Source organism: Microbacterium sufflavum, from assembly GCF_023091155.1.
Lineage (GTDB): Bacteria > Actinomycetota > Actinomycetes > Actinomycetales > Microbacteriaceae > Microbacterium > Microbacterium sufflavum.
Genome location: NZ_JAHWXK010000001.1, coordinates 2,141,201 through 2,155,441, shown reverse-complemented (window position 1 = coordinate 2,155,441; position 14,241 = coordinate 2,141,201). Strand labels below are relative to the sequence as shown.

Sequence of the window (14,241 nt, the reverse complement as noted above, 5' to 3'; positions counted from 1 at the left end):
TGGCCGCCCCGGCGGGCATCAGCCCTGGGTGATGTAGCGCAGGGTCGGGAACATCATGCCCACGACGGGCTGCAGCTGGATGCCGGGCGCCGTGTAGTAGATGTTGTTCGCCTGGTACCAGACCGACCACCACGCCTGGTCGACGAGGGCCTCGTTGAGCTCCTTGACGGCCGCGGTCTGGGCGTCGCCTCGTTCGGTCTGCACCTTCTCGACGAGCGGCGCGATGACGTCGTTCTCGGCGTAGTCGGGCTCCGGGTTGAACCACTGGACGCTCGTGACCTGGCGGGCCACCGTGGCGACGTCGTTGCCGTCCATCGCGAGGAACGAGATGAACATCGGGTAGTTCGGCGCGTTGAGCTGGTAGTCCGGCATCTGCATGTTGTCCCACGTGACGGTGATGCCGAGCTCGGTGAGCGCCTGCTCCGCCGAGGGCTTCCACATCTCGAAGATGGGCGACATGGGCATCGAGATCGCGAAGCCGTCTGGGTACCCGGCGTCGGCGAGCAGCTCCTTCGCCTTGTCCATGTTGACCGCGTAGGCGTCGTTGAGGGACGGGTCGTTGATCGGCCCTCCGTCGGGGAAGACCTGGTTGGTGGCGACACCGGCGCCGCTGCCGACCGCGGCGAGGATCGCGGCACCGTCGAACGCGTAGTTCAGCGCCTGGCGCACCTCGAGCTTGCCGAGGGGCTCGCTCTTGGCCCCCGTGTGGTCGGTGATGACCAGGCCCGCCCAGCCGGACACGCGCTGCGCGGTGTTCCAGCCCTGCTGCTCGGCCTGCTCCAGGTTGGCGACGTCGCCGTACTGCACGTTGATCTGGCCGCTGAGCATGGCGTTGTGCCGGGCGGTCGCGTCGGTGATCGGGTAGATCGCGAGCTCGGCGAAGGGGTAGGTCTTCGCGTCCCAGTGGTCCTCGGTCTTGGTGAAGTGGTACTCCGCGCCGGGGACGCTGGTGGCGCTGTCGAGCACGTAGGGACCGGAGCCGACCGGCTCGCTGCCGAGCGTTCCGGCCTCGATCGACGCGGGCGACGCGATGTAGCTGCGCCCGAGGCCCATGAAGTAGAGGATCGTGTCGTCGCGCTGCGTGAGGTTGATGCGGACGGTGTCGTCGTCGACCTTCTCGAAGCTGTCGACGTTGACGTAGGCCTCACCCGAGCGGGCGCCGGCCTTGAGGTACTCGAGGCTCGCGAGCACGGCGTCGACGTCGACCGGGGTGCCGTCGCTGAACACGGCGTCGGTGCGGAGGTCGAGGTCGATGCTCAGGTCGTCGTCGGCCACGGTCCACTCGGTGGCGAGCGACGGGATCGGGTCGCCATCGGCGTCGAGGGCGATCAGGGCGTCGTAGACCGCGGAGAGATACGGGCCGTCGAACCCGATGTCGGCCAGGGACGGATCCCACGACGTGATGTCGAGGAAGTTGCCGATGTTGAGCGCGTCGGGGCCTTCGGCGCCGCCGCCCTCGGAGGGCGATGGCGTTCCGCCGCCGCTGCAGCTGGTGAGCGCGAGGGTCGCGGCCACGGCTGCGGCGAGCGCGAGGGGCATTCGTTTCATGGTTCCTTCTCTCGGGTGCAGGGGTGGTGAAGAAGGTTCGAAGAGCCGCTGACCGGGAGACCGGATCGACGCCACCTCGATGTGTCGTGCTGGTTAGTCTACATGCGTGGAAAAAGAGCGCAAGCATGTTTCCCGCGGCAACGAGCACAGCTCATGCCACCGGGCGCACCCGGCTTGTCTCTGCGCGCAGCATCCCGTCTCGCCACTCCCGTCACCACACCCCGTCCGCGCGCACGTCGCGGTCCACGGCGACGTCGGAGAGGGCCGCCCGCACCTCGGGGCCGTGGTCGCGGACGAGCGCGAGCGCGGCGTGGTTCTGCTCGAGCTGCTCGAGCCGTGAGGCGCCGAACAGCACGTTCGCGGTGGCGGGATTCGCGAGGCAGAAGGCGATGCCGAGCGCGGCCGGCGTCACCCCGAACTCCCCCGCCACCCGCGCGACCTCGGGGTACAGGGCCGCGATCCGCTCGCGGATGCCGCCCACGTCGGCGCCGATCTTGCGCTGCGGCGTCCGGCCCGTGGCGAGGATGCCGCCCTCGAACACGTCGGACGCCTGCAGGGTGAGGGTGCCGTCGGCGAACAGCGGCCCGTACGCGTCGCCCTCGGCCATCGACCGCCGCGCGATGCCGTACTTCAGCTGCGCGAACGCGGGGCCGGCCAGCCCGCGCGTCCGAGCCTCGGCGAGCGCGGCGCGGGTGTCGGCGATGCGCCAGTTGTTGATGCCCCACGAGCCGACGAGACCCTCGTCGATCAGGGCGTTCACGTCGGCGACGAGCCGCGGGAGGTCGGGCGCATCGAGGTAGTCGCCCACCACGAGCGTGTCGAACCGGTCGAGCCCCGCCCGCTCGAGCGACTCGACGAGCTGCGCGCGGAACCCCTGGTTCGGCCAGTCCCACAGCCACAGCTTGCCGCACAGCACGATGTCGTCGCGGTCGACACCGCTCGCCCGCAGCGCCTGCCCGAACAGGATGTCGGTCGTCGAGTTCTCGGCGTGCGGGCCCATGTTGTAGTACGCGACGTCGAAGAACCCGGCGTCGAGCTCGACCGCGCGGCGGATCAGCGCGACCGCCTCCTCCGGCGCCATGCGGTCCCACGTGTTCCAGGAGCCGAGGGCGAGGGGCGGCACCGGGGCACCGCCCGTCTGCAGCGGACGGCGGGGGTGGGTCGATTCGGGCATGACGCTCCTTCGCGTGCTTCGTCTCGTCGCTGCGCTCCTCGCTCAGCAACCGGGGTTGTGTTTTTCTATGGTTGTAGAATATAACGGACTCATCCCGTCAGAGCACCGTCAGTGAGGACGAACATGACCGCATCCCCGCGCCGCATCCTGGTCACCGGAGGGGCGTCCGGCCTCGGCCGCGGCATCGCCACCGCCTTCCGCTCCGCGGGCGACGAGGTGTTCCTCGGCGACGTGAACGCCGACGCCGCCGCCGCGGTCGCGGCCGAGATCGGCGCCACCGCCCTCCCCCTCGACATCGCCGACGAGGCCTCCGTCCTGGCCGCGGCCGACCGCATCACGGCCGCCGGCGGGCTCGACGTGCTCGTGAACAACGCCGGGGTCGTCGCGGGCGGCGGCACGCTGCAGGAGGTCCCGGTCGACGCGGTCGATGCGGCCCTGCGCGTCAACGTGCGCGGCACGTTCCTCATGCTCCGCGTGTTCGGCGCGCTGCTCGCGGAGGCCGGACGCGGCAGCATCGTCAACATCTCGTCCATCGGCGCCCGACAGCCCACCCCGGGCCTCGGGCACTACGAGGCCACCAAGGCCGCGGTCGACGCCCTCACCCGCACCGCCGCGATCGAGCTCGCCACCGCGGGCGTGCGCGTGAACGCGGTCGCCCCCGGCCCGGTGCTCACCCCGCTCACCGCCGACTTCGCCTCGAACCCCGACGCCCGCGCGGCCTGGGAGTCGCGCATCCCGCTCGGCACGATCGCCGAGGTCGACCAGGTCACGCCGCTCGTGCTGTTTCTCGCGAGCGACGCCGCCGGCCACATCACCGGCGTCTCGGTGCCGGTCGACGGCGGCCAGCTCCTGGTCTGATCCGTCCGCCCGCATCCGTCACGGGATCGGATCCGCACCCCGCCCCTCGCGGAGCGTTCCCGATCCCCCACCCGTCCCGCGACAGGAGAACCGCATGACCCTCCCCGCCCCGACCCGCCCGACTACGACCCGCGCCGCCGTGCTCACCGCGCACGGCGAGCCGCTCACCCTGCAGGACCTCCCGCTGCCCACCGAGATCGAGCCGGGCGCCGCCCTCGTGCGCATCGCCTGCACGACCCTGTGCGGCACCGACATCGAGATCTGGGAGGGCCGGATGACCTTCCCCGGCATGCTCCCGATGGTGCTCGGCCACGAGATGGTCGGCGAGATCGTGGCCACCGGACCCGACACGCGCGACGCCCTCGGCCGCCCGCTCTCCCCCGGCGACCGCATCGGCTGGTCGGAGTCCACGTGCGGCGAGTGCCACGGCTGCGTCGTGCTGCGCGAACCCGTCGCCTGCTCGCGCCGCGGCTACGGCTTCCTGCAGCGGTCCGACGTACCGCCGTACGCCACCGCCGGGCTGTCGGAGTACGCCTACGTCACCCCCGGCGCCGCGAAGCTGCTGCTGCCCGCGGCGGTGAAGGACACCTGGGCGTCGATGGCGGGCTGCGCGGCCAAGACCGTGCTGCGCGCGTTCGAGCGCGCCGGCCGCATCCGCCCCGGCTCCCGCGTCGTGGTGCAGGGGTCGGGCGCGCTCGGCATCTTCGCCACCGCCGTCGCCACCATCGCGGGCGCCGGGCAGGTCATCACGGTCGGCGCCCCCGCCGCCCGGCTGGAGCTCGCCGCCCGCTTCGGCGCCGACGCCGTGGTCGACTTCCGCGACGGGCCCGTCGTCGACCAGGTCATGGAGCTCACGGGCGGCCACGGCGCCGACCACGTGTTCGACTTCGCGGGCGCCCCGAGCGTGGGTCCCGACGCGGTGGGCATGGCGGCGCAGCGCGGCACCATCGCGATCGTCGGCTCCACCGGCCCCACGGGCGACGGCTTCCCCCTCAGCACGATCATGGGCAAGGAACTCACGGTCGTCGGCTCGCTCAACGGCGACATCTCCGACTACGCCCGCGCCATCGACTTCTTCACCGCGTTCGCCGACCGCTTCCCCTGGGACGACCTGTTCAGCGCCCCGGTCGGTCTCGCCGAGGCCTCCGCCAAGATCGCCCACATGCACCACCTCGATGAGGTCAAGGCCGTCATCGACCCGAGCCTCTGAGGAGCACCATGACCACCCCTCTCCCCCGCCGCGAGATCGGCCGCAGCGGCCTGCACGCCTCCCTGTTCTCGCTCGGCTCGTGGCACACCTACGACCGCATGGACTTCGCCGACGCCGTCGAGCTGCTGCGCCAGGCGACCGACCGCGGCGTGAACCTCTTCGACGTCGGCGTCTACTCCGCGCCCGGCGCCCCTCCGGTGTTCACCGACGTGATCTTCTCGGCCATGGTGCGCGCGGCGGGTCTGCGCCGCGACGAGTGGCTGCTGTCGTCGAAGCTGTGGCTGGAGGCCTTCGGCGACGACGGCTTCCGCCCGCAGCTCGAGAACGCCCTGATGCGGGTGGGCGTGGAGCACGCCGACCTCGTGATCCTGGGCGACCTGCGCCGCGACGACCTCGACCTGCGCGACCTCGTGCTCGACCTCGCGCGCCTCGCCGATGCGGGACTCATCCGCGCGTGGGGCGTGAACAACTGGTCGGCGTCGTCCATCCAGAGCCTGCTCGACCTCGCCGCGGCGGAGGGCGTGCCCTGGCCGCAGATCGCGCAGCTGAAGTACAGCGTGGCACGGCGCTCGATCCCCGACGGCGAGCCGTTCGCGCGGCTCTGGGAGCAGGGCCTCACGCTGCAGGCCTCCGACTGCCTGGAGGGCGGCGTGCTCGCGGGGAACGTGAAGGGCGACCGCCAGATCGGCCGCGACCCCGGCGACATCCGGGAGCGGATCATCGCCGACGTGCCGGCGTTCACGGCGCTCGCGGAGTCGCTCGACACGACCCCGGCCCAGCTCGGCATCGCGTTCACGCTCACACACCCCGCCCTCACGACCACCCTGTTCGGCGCCTCCCGCGTGGCACAGCTGCACGCGAACCTCGACGCCGCCGACCTCGTCGACCGCATCGGCGCCGACGAGCTGCGCCGCCTGGTCGAACCCTTCTGGGCCGACCGCGGCGTGGTCGACCCCGAAGGCCCCTGACACCGTCCGCGGACCCCCACACATCTGCCCCGCCCCACGCCGCCCCCGCCCCACGCCGCCCCCGCCCCACGCCGCCCCCGCCCCACCGAGGAGAGACATGACCGCCACCGCCGCCGGACACCCCACCGTCCCGCCCGTCCCGTTCGACCCCGAGGTGCAGGCCGTGCTGGACGAGATCGCGAAGAACCCGCAGCCTCCCCTCACCCGCGACACGCTGCCGCGCGAGGGCGTCGACCGGATGTTCCCCGACAACGACACCGTGATCGCGGGCCGCCCGATCGTGTGGGAGGACCGCGTGATCCCCGGCCCCGCAGGCGCACCCGACATCGAGATCACGGTGTTCCGCCCCGCGGATTCCGCGACCGAGGTGCTGCCCGGGTTCGTGAACATCCACGGCGGCGGCATGATCGTCGGCCACCGCTCGTGGGAGACCGCGCGCGTGGTCGACATCGTCGCCGAGCACCGCGTGGTCGCCGTGAACGTGGAGTACCGGCTCGCCCCGGAAGACCCGTACCCCGCCGGTGTGGAGGACTGCTACGCGGCGTTCGTCTGGACGCACGAGCACGCCGCCGAGCTCGGCATCGACCCGGAGCGCCTCGTCGTCGGCGGCGGCAGCGCCGGGGGCGGGCTCACGGCCGCGGTCGCCCTGCTGGCGCGCGACCGGAAGGGCCCGGTCATGGCGGGGCAGCTGCTGCTGTGCCCCATGATCGACAACACCAACACCTCGGTCGCCAGCTTCCAGTACGACGGCATCGGCACGTGGCAGCGCGACATGAACCTGCTGGCGTGGTCGTGCGTGCTCGGCGACGACCTCGCGTTCAGCGACGAGGCCCCCGCCTACGCGGCCCCGAGCCGCGCGACCGATCTGTCCGGTCTTCCCCCCGCGTACATCGAGGTGGGCGAGGCGGAGACCTTCCGCGACGAGGACACCGCCTACGCGCTCGGCATCTGGGCCACGGGCGGCCAGGCCGAGCTGCACGTGTGGGGCGGCGGCGCGCACGGCTTCGACATGTACATGCCGGAGGCGGAGATCGCCCGCGCCGCCCTCGCCGCACGGTCGTCGTGGCTGCGCCGGATCTGGCGGGCCGCCCGATGACCGCGCCCGCTCCCGTGCCGTACGACCCCGAGCTGGTCGCCGGGCTCGACGCGTTCGTGCAGCTCGTGGAGGGCATCCCGCTGCGCGCCGACACCATCCACGCCAACCGCGACCACTTCGCCACGATCATCCCGCCCATCGCGGTGCAGGCCGAGGGCAGGGCGGTGACGTGGGAGGACCGCGTGATCCCCGGCCCCGCCGGTGCGCCCGACCTGGAGGTCACGATCGTGCGGCCGTCCGCCCCCGCGACCGGGCCGGCGCCCGCCGTCCTGTCGATCCACGGCGGCGGCATGGTGCTCGGCACCCGCTTCTTCGGGACCGCCGAGCTGATCGACCTGGCCGACCGGCACGGCGTCGTCGGCGTCGCGGTGGAGTACCGCCTCGCGCCGGAGCATCCGGGCCCGGCGCAGGCGGAGGACTGCTACGCGGCGCTGGAGTGGATGGCCGCGCACGCCGACGACCTCGGCATCGACCCCGACCGCATCATCGCGTCGGGGCAGAGCGCGGGCGGCGGGCTGTCCGCCGCGGTGGCCCTGCTCTCCCGCGACCGCGGCGGACCGCGGCTGGCCGGGCAGCTGCTCGGCTGCCCGATGCTGGACGACCGCAACGAGACGCCGTCCGCCCGGCAGTACGACGGCTTCGGCGCCTGGGACCGCAACAACAACGACACCGCGTGGGACGCCATCGCCGGAGACGACCGCTTCACCGACCGGGTCTCGCCGTACACGGCCCCCGCACGCGCCACCGACCTGTCCGGACTCGCCCCCGCGTTCATCGAGGTCGGGGCTGCCGAGACCTTCCGCGACGAGGCCGTGGACTACGCGCTGCGCATCTGGGCGACCGGCGGTCAGGCCGAGCTGCACGTGTGGGCCGGCGGGTACCACGGCTTCTCCGGGTTCTCGCCGGAGGCCGAGGTGTCGCTGGCGGCGGTCGCGGCGCGGGAGAGCTGGCTGCGCCGCGTGCTGCGCCCGGGCGGATGAGCATCCCGGCGCGCCCGGAGCCCGCCCGCATGGGCACGCTCCGGGCGATGCTCGTGCTCGGGATGCTGGAGGCGTTCGGGCCGCTGTCGATGGACCTGTACCTGCCGCAGCTGCCGCAGCTCGCGGCGTCGCTCGGCACGACCGAGGCGCTCGCGCAGGTCACGATGTCGGCGTGCATGATCGGCCTGGGTCTCGGGCAGCTCATCGCCGGTCCCCTCAGCGACCGGCTGGGTCGGAAGCGTCCGCTCCTCGCCGGCGTGGCCGCGTTCGCGGTGCTGTCCGCCGTGTGCGCGGTCGCCCCGAGCATCGAGCTGCTGCTGGTGGCGCGGTTCCTGCAGGGTCTCGCCGGATCGGCGGGCATCGTCATCTGCCTCGCGGTCGCGCGCGATCAGTTCGAGGGCGTGGAACTGTCGCGCATGCTGTCGCTGCTGTTCCTGGTCTCGGGCACGGCCCCGATCATCGCCCCGGTGGTGGGCGGCCAGCTCGCGCGGATCATGGACTGGCGCGGCATCTTCGGCGTGCTCGCGGCGGTCGGGGTCGTGCTGCTGCTCGTGGTCGTGTTCGCCCTGCCCGAGACGCTGCACCCCGACGACCGGCACGGCGGCGGCCTGCGCACGCTCGGCGGTCACGCGGGCGCCGTGCTGCACGACCGTCTGTTCGCCGCGGTGCTGTGCGCCTCGGCGGGCGGCGGGGTGGCGTTCTTCACCTACCTGTCGATGTCGTCGTTCGTGCTGCAGGACGAGTTCGGGCTGAGCCCGCAGGCGTTCAGCCTGGCGTTCGCGGCCGGGGCGCTCGCGAGCATCGTGGGCAGCCAGACGAGCCGGCTGGTGGTGCGACGGTGGGGCCCCCTCCGCGTGTACCTGGGCGGCAGCACCGCGACGCTGCTGGCGACCGCGACGTTCCTGGTGCTGGCCGTCGCCGGGACCGGGGTCACCGGGGTGATCGCGGCCCTGGTCGGCTTCATGCTGTGCTCCGGCGTCGGCGGCCCGAACGGGCAGACCCTCGCGCTCGCGCACCACGGTTCGCGCGCGGGCACCGCATCGGCCCTGCTCGGCATGTCCACCTTCCTGTTCGGGCCCGTGCTGGCCCCGGTCGCGGCGGGCGTCGGCGGCACGAACGCCATGACCATGGCCGTGACCATGACCCTCGCGGCCGCCGTCGCGGCGGTCGCCGCGTGGGCGTTCGTGCGTCCGGCCGCGCGCACCTGAGCCGCCCGGTCGGGTCGCCCGGGTCCCGCCCGCCCCGCGGTCAGAAGCCGAGGCACATGACGACGACGCCCGCGGCCATCGCCCACGACTCCGTGGCGAGCAGACGCCCGGTGCGACCGTGGTGCAGCGGAGGCACGAACCACGCCGCCGCCACGGTCCACAGCACGACCGCGGCGACCCCGATCATCACGAGCGCCGAGAGCACGCCCCCGAGGCCGTGCCCGCCGTGGCCGGTCGGCGTGACGGCGCGCTCGACCGAGGAGACCACGACGGATCCGTCGAACGCGCACACCGCCATCACGAGCGACACCAGCGCCCGGTGACAGCAGGTGGCGGCGGCCGCGGTGCCGCGCACGCCCATGGTGCCGAGCATTGCGGAGACCAGGAGCACCGCGCCGAGCGCGAGCCGCGTCAGGGCGTCGACCCCGGGGATCGCGAGCACGAGCATCCCGGCGGCCATCACCAGCGCCGACTGCCTCCCCTGCCACGGCACCGCCCGCCACGCCGCCACGCACGCGACGGCGGAGACGAGCGCGGCCGCGGCCATCAGCCACGGTGCTGCGGGGACGAGGGGTTCCACGGTCGCAGTATATTGATCGAGCGCTCAATATCGCTAGACCCGACCGTCTACGAGAGGATGGGCACGTGCCCCGCATCGTCGACCACGATGAGCGCCGCCGGCAGATCGCCGAGGCGCTGCTCGCCGTCGCCGCCCGCGACGGCCACGAGAGCGTGTCCTCCCGCGCGGTCGCGAAGGAGCTCGGGGTGGCCACCGGTTCGCTGTGGCACTACTTCGACGGGTTCGACGACGTCGTCCGCGCGGCCGCCGCCGAGGTCACCCGCCGCACCGACCAGCGCATCGCCGAGGCCACCGCGGGGCTGCGCGGCCTCGCGCGCCTCGACGCCCTGATGCGCGAGGTGCTGCCGGTCGACGAGCGCACCCGCACCGAGGCGCACGTCGTGGTGGGGTTCTGGGGGCGCCTGGCCACGCTCGCCCCCGCGCCCGACGCGGCCTCCCCGACCCTCGCGACCTGGCAGGACAGCATCCGCGAGGCCCTGCAGGAGGCGGTCGACGACGGAGAGCTGCGGCCGCAGACGCCCACCGCGGCGGTCATGGCGCTGCTGCGCTCCATCACGTACGGCCAGCAGATCGTCGAGGTGACCGAGCCGCAGCCAGCCGCGGCCCACCTGGCGGTGCTCGACGGCATCCTCGCCCCCTGGCGCGCCTGACCCGCGAGCCGGCGCTTGTGCACGCGCGTCCGCGCGGCCTATCATCGTGCCATCCCGTTTCTTGAGCGTTCGCTCGAAAATAGTGAGGTCGACGATGTCCCACCACGCCCCGCAGCCCGTCTCCGTCGAGAAGATCGCGGTTCCGCACCCGCTCGACCCGCTCACCGGTGCCGAGATCGCCGCCGCCCGCGCGGTGCTCGAGGCGGCCGGACTGATGACCGAGACCACCCGCGTGCCGATGCTGCTGCCCGACGAGGCCGCCAAGGAGGAGCTCGCGGCGTGGAGCCCCGGCTCCCCCATCGATCGCCGCGCCGACGTGACGCTGCTCGACACCGCCACGGGCGTCGCCACCGAGGTGATCGTGTCGATCACGCGCGGGGAGATCGTGCGCAGCGAGCGCGTGCCCAACGACGCCCCGCCGTACGGTCAGCCGCAGTACCTGTTCGAGGAGTACGAGCGGGCCGAGGCCATCGCGAAGGCGTCGCCCGAGTGGCGGGCCGCCATGGAGCGGCGGGGCCTCGCGGAGCACATCGACCTCGCGTTCTGCTCCCCCCTCGCCCCCGGCTACACGGGTCGCGCCGACGAGGTGGGCCGCCGGGTCATCCGCTCGCTCACCTTCCTCAAGTACGACGAGAACGACTCGCCGTGGGCACACCCGGTCGAGGGTCTGATCGTGCACATCGACCTCACCGCGAACAGCGTGATCCGCGTGGAGGACGAGGGGGATGTGCCGGTGCCCGGCGGTCACGGCAACTACTACCCCGAGGTGCAGGGCGAGGCGCGCACGACGCTCATGCCCATCGAGATCACCCAGCCGCAGGGCACGAGCTTCCACGTGTCCGGCTCGCTCGTCGAGTGGGAGGGCTGGTCGATGCGTGTCGGCTTCAACGCCCGCGAGGGCCTCGTGCTGCACGATGTCTCGTTCCAGGGGCGCTCCGTGCTGCACCGCGCGAGCGTGCCCGAGATGGTGGTGCCCTACGGCGACACGGCCCCCGGGCGATTCTGGATCAGCTACTTCGACGCGGGCGAGTACCTGCTCGGCAAGAACGCCAACCACCTGGAACTGGGGTGCGACTGCCTCGGCGTGATCCGCTACCTCGACGGCTACGTCGCCGACGACCACGGCCACCCGGTGCGCATCCCGAACGTGATCTGCATGCACGAGGAGGACTTCGGGATCCTGTGGAAGCACACCGATCTCGCGGGCCGATCCGACGTGCGGCGCTCCCGGCGCTTCGTGGTGTCGTACTTCTCCACGATCGGCAACTACGACTACGGCTTCTACTGGAACTTCGGACTGGACGGCTCGATCGAGGTGGTCGCCAAGGCCACGGGCATCGTGTTCGCGGGCGCCGGGGAGCCGGGCGTGCGGCAGAAGCACGCCACCGAGCTCGCGCCAGGGGTGTTCGCCCCCGTGCACCAGCACCTCTTCTGCGCCCGGCTCGACGTGGCGATCGACGGCTCCGACAACCGGCTCGTCGAGGTCGACGCGCAGCGGGTGCCGATGGGACCGGAGAACCCCTTCGGCAACGCGTTCTCCTGGTCGGAGACGGTGCTGGAGACCGAGCACGCCGCACAGCGCGAGGCCGACACCTCGGTCGCCCGGGTGTGGGAGGTGCAGAGCGCCTCGCGCACGAACCACGTCGGCCGCCCCACCGCCTATCACCTGGTGCCGGAGCCGACCGCACTGCTGATGGCCGACCCCGCCTCGTCGGTGGCGGCGCGGGCGACGTTCGCGACCAAGCACCTGTGGGCGACGCGCTACGAGCACGGGCAGATCTGGCCGGCCGGCCGCTACCCCAACGCGCACCAGGGCGGCTCCGGCCTCCCCGAGTACAGCGCGGGCGACCGTCGCATCGACGGCGAAGATCTGGTGCTGTGGCACACGTTCGGCCTCACGCACTTCCCCCGCCCGGAGGACTGGCCGATCATGCCCGTCGACTATGCGGGCTTCTGGTTCAAGCCCTACGGCTTCCTCGACCAGAACCCGGCGATGGACGTGCCCGAGTCGTCGCAGGCCCACGGCGGCGCCGCGGCCTCGTCGTGCTGCGGCGGCGGGGCGGACTGCACCTGCGGCCACTGACGAGCCGCGTCCTCCGCCCGCATCCGTCGCGGGCGGGGTCAGGCGAGGGCGGAGATCGCGTCGCGGAGGATGCCGTCGGCACCGGCGAGCGCGGTCGCGGCGGTCTCGGCGGGAGCAGCCGTGGCGAGCATGAGCAGGGCGAGCTTGACCGAGCCCTGCGCCTGCTGCAGTGCCGAGGCGGCCTCGTCGACGCCGACCCCCGACAGCTGCGACACGGTGCGGATCGACCGCGCGTGCAGCTTCTCGTTGGTGGCGAGCAGGTCGACCATGACGCCGCGGTACGTCTTGCCGAGCTTGATCATGGAGAGCGTGGTGAGCATGTTGACCACGAGCTTCTGCGCCGTGCCCGACTTCAGGCGCGTGGAGCCGGAGATGAACTCGGGCCCGGTCACGACCTCGATCGGGATGTCGGCCACCGCGCCGATCGCCGAGTTCGCGTTCGACGCGATCGCCACGGTCAGCGCGCCGACGCTGCGGGCGTACTCGAGCCCACCGACGACGTACGGCGTGCGACCGGACGCGGAGATGCCGACCACCGTGTCGCGCTCGGTGAGGTCGAGCGCGCGCAGCGAGTCTCCGGCGGCCTCCTCGTCGTCCTCGGCGTTCTCGACGGCGGAGCGGATCGCGGTCTCGCCGCCCGCGATCAGGCCGACCACCATGGAGGGGTCGGTGCCGAAGGTGGGCGGGCATTCGCTGGCGTCGAGCACGCCGATGCGCCCGGCCGTCCCCGCGCCGATGTAGATCAGGCGTCCCCCGCGGCGGAACCGCTCCGTGATGCCGTCGACCGCGGCGGCGATCTCGGCCGTCCGCTCGGCGACGGCCTCGGGCACCCGGCGGTCCTCGGCGTTCATGCGGCGCACGAGCTCGGTCGTCTCAAGCAGGTCGAGGTCGCCGCGCTCGGTCGTCGACGCCTCGGTGTCGAGCGTCTCCAGGACGGAGAGGAGGGCGGCGAGGCGGGAGTCGTCATTCGGCACGGTGCACGAACCTTTCGTGAGGGAGGTCGACGCGGCGGGTCAGCAGCAGCGCGCCGGCCAGGGCATCGCCCCGCGCCGGGACGACACGACGGCCGGCCGCACGCAGGGAGGAGCTCAGGGTGTCGCGGAACCAGGCGTGATCGGCGAGCCCGCCGTGCACGGCCACGTCGGTCGTGACGGCGGAGGCGGCGACCGCGCTGGTGGTGAGAAGGCGCACGGCCTCGGTCGCGATCGCGGCGGCGACGGCGTCTCCGGCTTCGGCGGCGTCGAGCACGAGCGGGGCGAGGGTCGCCAGGCGCCGGGCGAGCGCGCCGTCGCCCGCGAGCCAGGCCTGCACGTCGGACGGGGCCCCGACGGGTCCCGCGACCGCGGCGGTGAGAGCGGTGGGGCCGGCCAGGCCGTCGGCGGCGCGGAGCACGGCCCGCAGCGCCTCGCGCCCGAGCCAGGAGCCGCTGCCGAGGTCGCCGAGCTCCGGGCCCCAGCCGTCGATCAGCCGCGCGCCGTCCGCATCGATGCCGAGGGCCGCGGCGCCGGTGCCCGCGATGAGCAGCACGCCCGCTCCCCCGTCGAGTGCTCCGGCGTGGGCGGTCACGACGTCGGAGGCGACCGCGACGCGGGCCCCGGTGCGCGCCGCGAGCAGACCGGCGAGCTCGACGGCCGCGTCCGGCGCGAACCACGCGCCGGCCGCTCCGACGCCGATCGCATCGAGCCGCGGGAGCCCGTCGAGCAGCGGGAGGATGGCATCGAGGGCCGCGGTCACGCCGCCGGCGGACGCCAGACCCGGGGCGCCGAGGCCCGAGCGCTCCACGCGCGGTTCCGCGTGCACGACGACGCGGCAGCGGGACTTGCCGAGATCGACGGTGGCGGTCGGCGGGGCGCTCATCGGCTCTCCTCGGGGACGCGGTGGAAGTA

Annotated in this window: 13 protein-coding genes; 8 read left to right on the top strand and 5 right to left on the bottom strand. The window is 73.1% G+C overall.

Annotation, left to right across the window (positions count from 1 at the left end; all coding sequences use genetic code 11):
• Nucleotides 1–18: 18 nt before the first annotated feature.
• Both KZC56_RS10465 and KZC56_RS10460 read right to left on the bottom strand, forming a co-directional pair.
• On the bottom strand, nt 19–1,548 hold the full coding sequence (locus tag KZC56_RS10465) for an ABC transporter substrate-binding protein (protein ID WP_206251570.1): 1,530 nt from the start codon (nt 1,546–1,548) through the stop codon (nt 19–21).
• Between the two features lie 211 nt (nt 1,549–1,759).
• Nucleotides 1,760–2,722 (bottom strand): aldo/keto reductase, encoded by a 963-nt coding sequence (locus KZC56_RS10460; protein WP_247638513.1) that lies wholly within the window; start codon nt 2,720–2,722, stop codon nt 1,760–1,762.
• 123 nt (nt 2,723–2,845) lie between these two features.
• Here KZC56_RS10460 and KZC56_RS10455 point away from each other — a divergent pair, with 123 nt between their 5' ends.
• From KZC56_RS10455 to KZC56_RS10430, 6 genes are all read left to right on the top strand, one after another.
• Nucleotides 2,846–3,580, top strand: coding sequence for an SDR family NAD(P)-dependent oxidoreductase (locus tag KZC56_RS10455; protein ID WP_247638512.1), 735 nt, complete (start codon nt 2,846–2,848; stop codon nt 3,578–3,580).
• Between the two features lie 94 nt (nt 3,581–3,674).
• A complete protein-coding gene (locus KZC56_RS10450) occupies nt 3,675–4,790 on the top strand; it encodes a zinc-binding dehydrogenase (RefSeq protein WP_247638511.1) in 1,116 nt (371 codons plus the stop codon).
• Nucleotides 4,791–4,798: 8 nt separating this feature from the next.
• Nucleotides 4,799–5,758, top strand: coding sequence for an aldo/keto reductase (locus KZC56_RS10445; RefSeq protein WP_247638510.1), 960 nt, complete (start codon nt 4,799–4,801; stop codon nt 5,756–5,758).
• 97 nt (nt 5,759–5,855) lie between these two features.
• Nucleotides 5,856–6,854: an alpha/beta hydrolase gene (locus KZC56_RS10440; RefSeq protein WP_247638509.1), complete on the top strand. Its 999-nt coding sequence runs from the start codon at nt 5,856–5,858 to the stop codon at nt 6,852–6,854.
• A complete protein-coding gene (locus KZC56_RS10435) occupies nt 6,851–7,834 on the top strand; it encodes an alpha/beta hydrolase (RefSeq protein ID WP_136029021.1) in 984 nt (327 codons plus the stop codon). Before KZC56_RS10440 ends, KZC56_RS10435 begins: the two co-directional genes overlap by 4 nt.
• Nucleotides 7,831–9,042, top strand: coding sequence for a multidrug effflux MFS transporter (locus tag KZC56_RS10430; protein ID WP_247638508.1), 1,212 nt, complete (start codon nt 7,831–7,833; stop codon nt 9,040–9,042). The genes KZC56_RS10435 and KZC56_RS10430 overlap by 4 nt, the downstream gene beginning before the upstream one ends.
• A 40-nt stretch (nt 9,043–9,082) precedes the next feature.
• Here KZC56_RS10430 and KZC56_RS10425 read toward each other — a convergent pair whose 3' ends face one another.
• Nucleotides 9,083–9,622: a hypothetical protein gene (locus KZC56_RS10425; RefSeq protein ID WP_247638507.1), complete on the bottom strand. Its 540-nt coding sequence runs from the start codon at nt 9,620–9,622 to the stop codon at nt 9,083–9,085.
• A gap of 65 nt (nt 9,623–9,687) precedes the next feature.
• On the opposite strand from KZC56_RS10425, the gene KZC56_RS10420 reads away from it, so the two are divergent.
• The gene (locus KZC56_RS10420; RefSeq protein ID WP_136029017.1) at nt 9,688–10,272 is read left to right on the top strand and encodes a TetR/AcrR family transcriptional regulator; all 585 of its coding nucleotides are present in this window, start codon (nt 9,688–9,690) and stop codon (nt 10,270–10,272) included.
• Nucleotides 10,273–10,366: 94 nt separating this feature from the next.
• Nucleotides 10,367–12,355 (top strand): primary-amine oxidase, encoded by a 1,989-nt coding sequence (locus KZC56_RS10415; RefSeq protein ID WP_247638506.1) that lies wholly within the window; start codon nt 10,367–10,369, stop codon nt 12,353–12,355.
• 38 nt (nt 12,356–12,393) lie between these two features.
• On the opposite strand, the gene murQ is transcribed toward KZC56_RS10415, so the two are convergent.
• Both murQ and KZC56_RS10405 read right to left on the bottom strand, forming a co-directional pair.
• Entirely contained in the window at nt 12,394–13,329 is a 936-nt protein-coding gene (gene murQ / locus KZC56_RS10410) for an N-acetylmuramic acid 6-phosphate etherase (protein ID WP_136029015.1), read from the bottom strand.
• Entirely contained in the window at nt 13,319–14,212 is an 894-nt protein-coding gene (locus KZC56_RS10405) for an N-acetylglucosamine kinase (protein ID WP_247638505.1), read from the bottom strand. The genes murQ and KZC56_RS10405 overlap by 11 nt, the downstream gene beginning before the upstream one ends.
• Between the last annotated feature and the right edge of the window lie 29 nt (nt 14,213–14,241).

Excerpts from the sequence above, each read along its gene's own strand:
- KZC56_RS10465 (WP_206251570.1), bottom strand. The coding sequence starts at position 1,548 with ATGAAACGAATGCCCCTCGCGCTCGCCGCAGCCGTGGCCGCGACCCTC.
- KZC56_RS10460 (WP_247638513.1), bottom strand. The coding sequence starts at position 2,722 with ATGCCCGAATCGACCCACCCCCGCCGTCCGCTGCAGACGGGCGGTGCC.
- KZC56_RS10455 (WP_247638512.1), top strand. The coding sequence starts at position 2,846 with ATGACCGCATCCCCGCGCCGCATCCTGGTCACCGGAGGGGCGTCCGGC.
- KZC56_RS10450 (WP_247638511.1), top strand. The coding sequence starts at position 3,675 with ATGACCCTCCCCGCCCCGACCCGCCCGACTACGACCCGCGCCGCCGTG.
- KZC56_RS10445 (WP_247638510.1), top strand. The coding sequence starts at position 4,799 with ATGACCACCCCTCTCCCCCGCCGCGAGATCGGCCGCAGCGGCCTGCAC.
- KZC56_RS10440 (WP_247638509.1), top strand. The coding sequence starts at position 5,856 with ATGACCGCCACCGCCGCCGGACACCCCACCGTCCCGCCCGTCCCGTTC.
- KZC56_RS10435 (WP_136029021.1), top strand. The coding sequence starts at position 6,851 with ATGACCGCGCCCGCTCCCGTGCCGTACGACCCCGAGCTGGTCGCCGGG.
- KZC56_RS10430 (WP_247638508.1), top strand. The coding sequence starts at position 7,831 with ATGAGCATCCCGGCGCGCCCGGAGCCCGCCCGCATGGGCACGCTCCGG.
- KZC56_RS10415 (WP_247638506.1), top strand. The coding sequence starts at position 10,367 with ATGTCCCACCACGCCCCGCAGCCCGTCTCCGTCGAGAAGATCGCGGTT.
- KZC56_RS10405 (WP_247638505.1), bottom strand. The coding sequence starts at position 14,212 with ATGAGCGCCCCGCCGACCGCCACCGTCGATCTCGGCAAGTCCCGCTGC.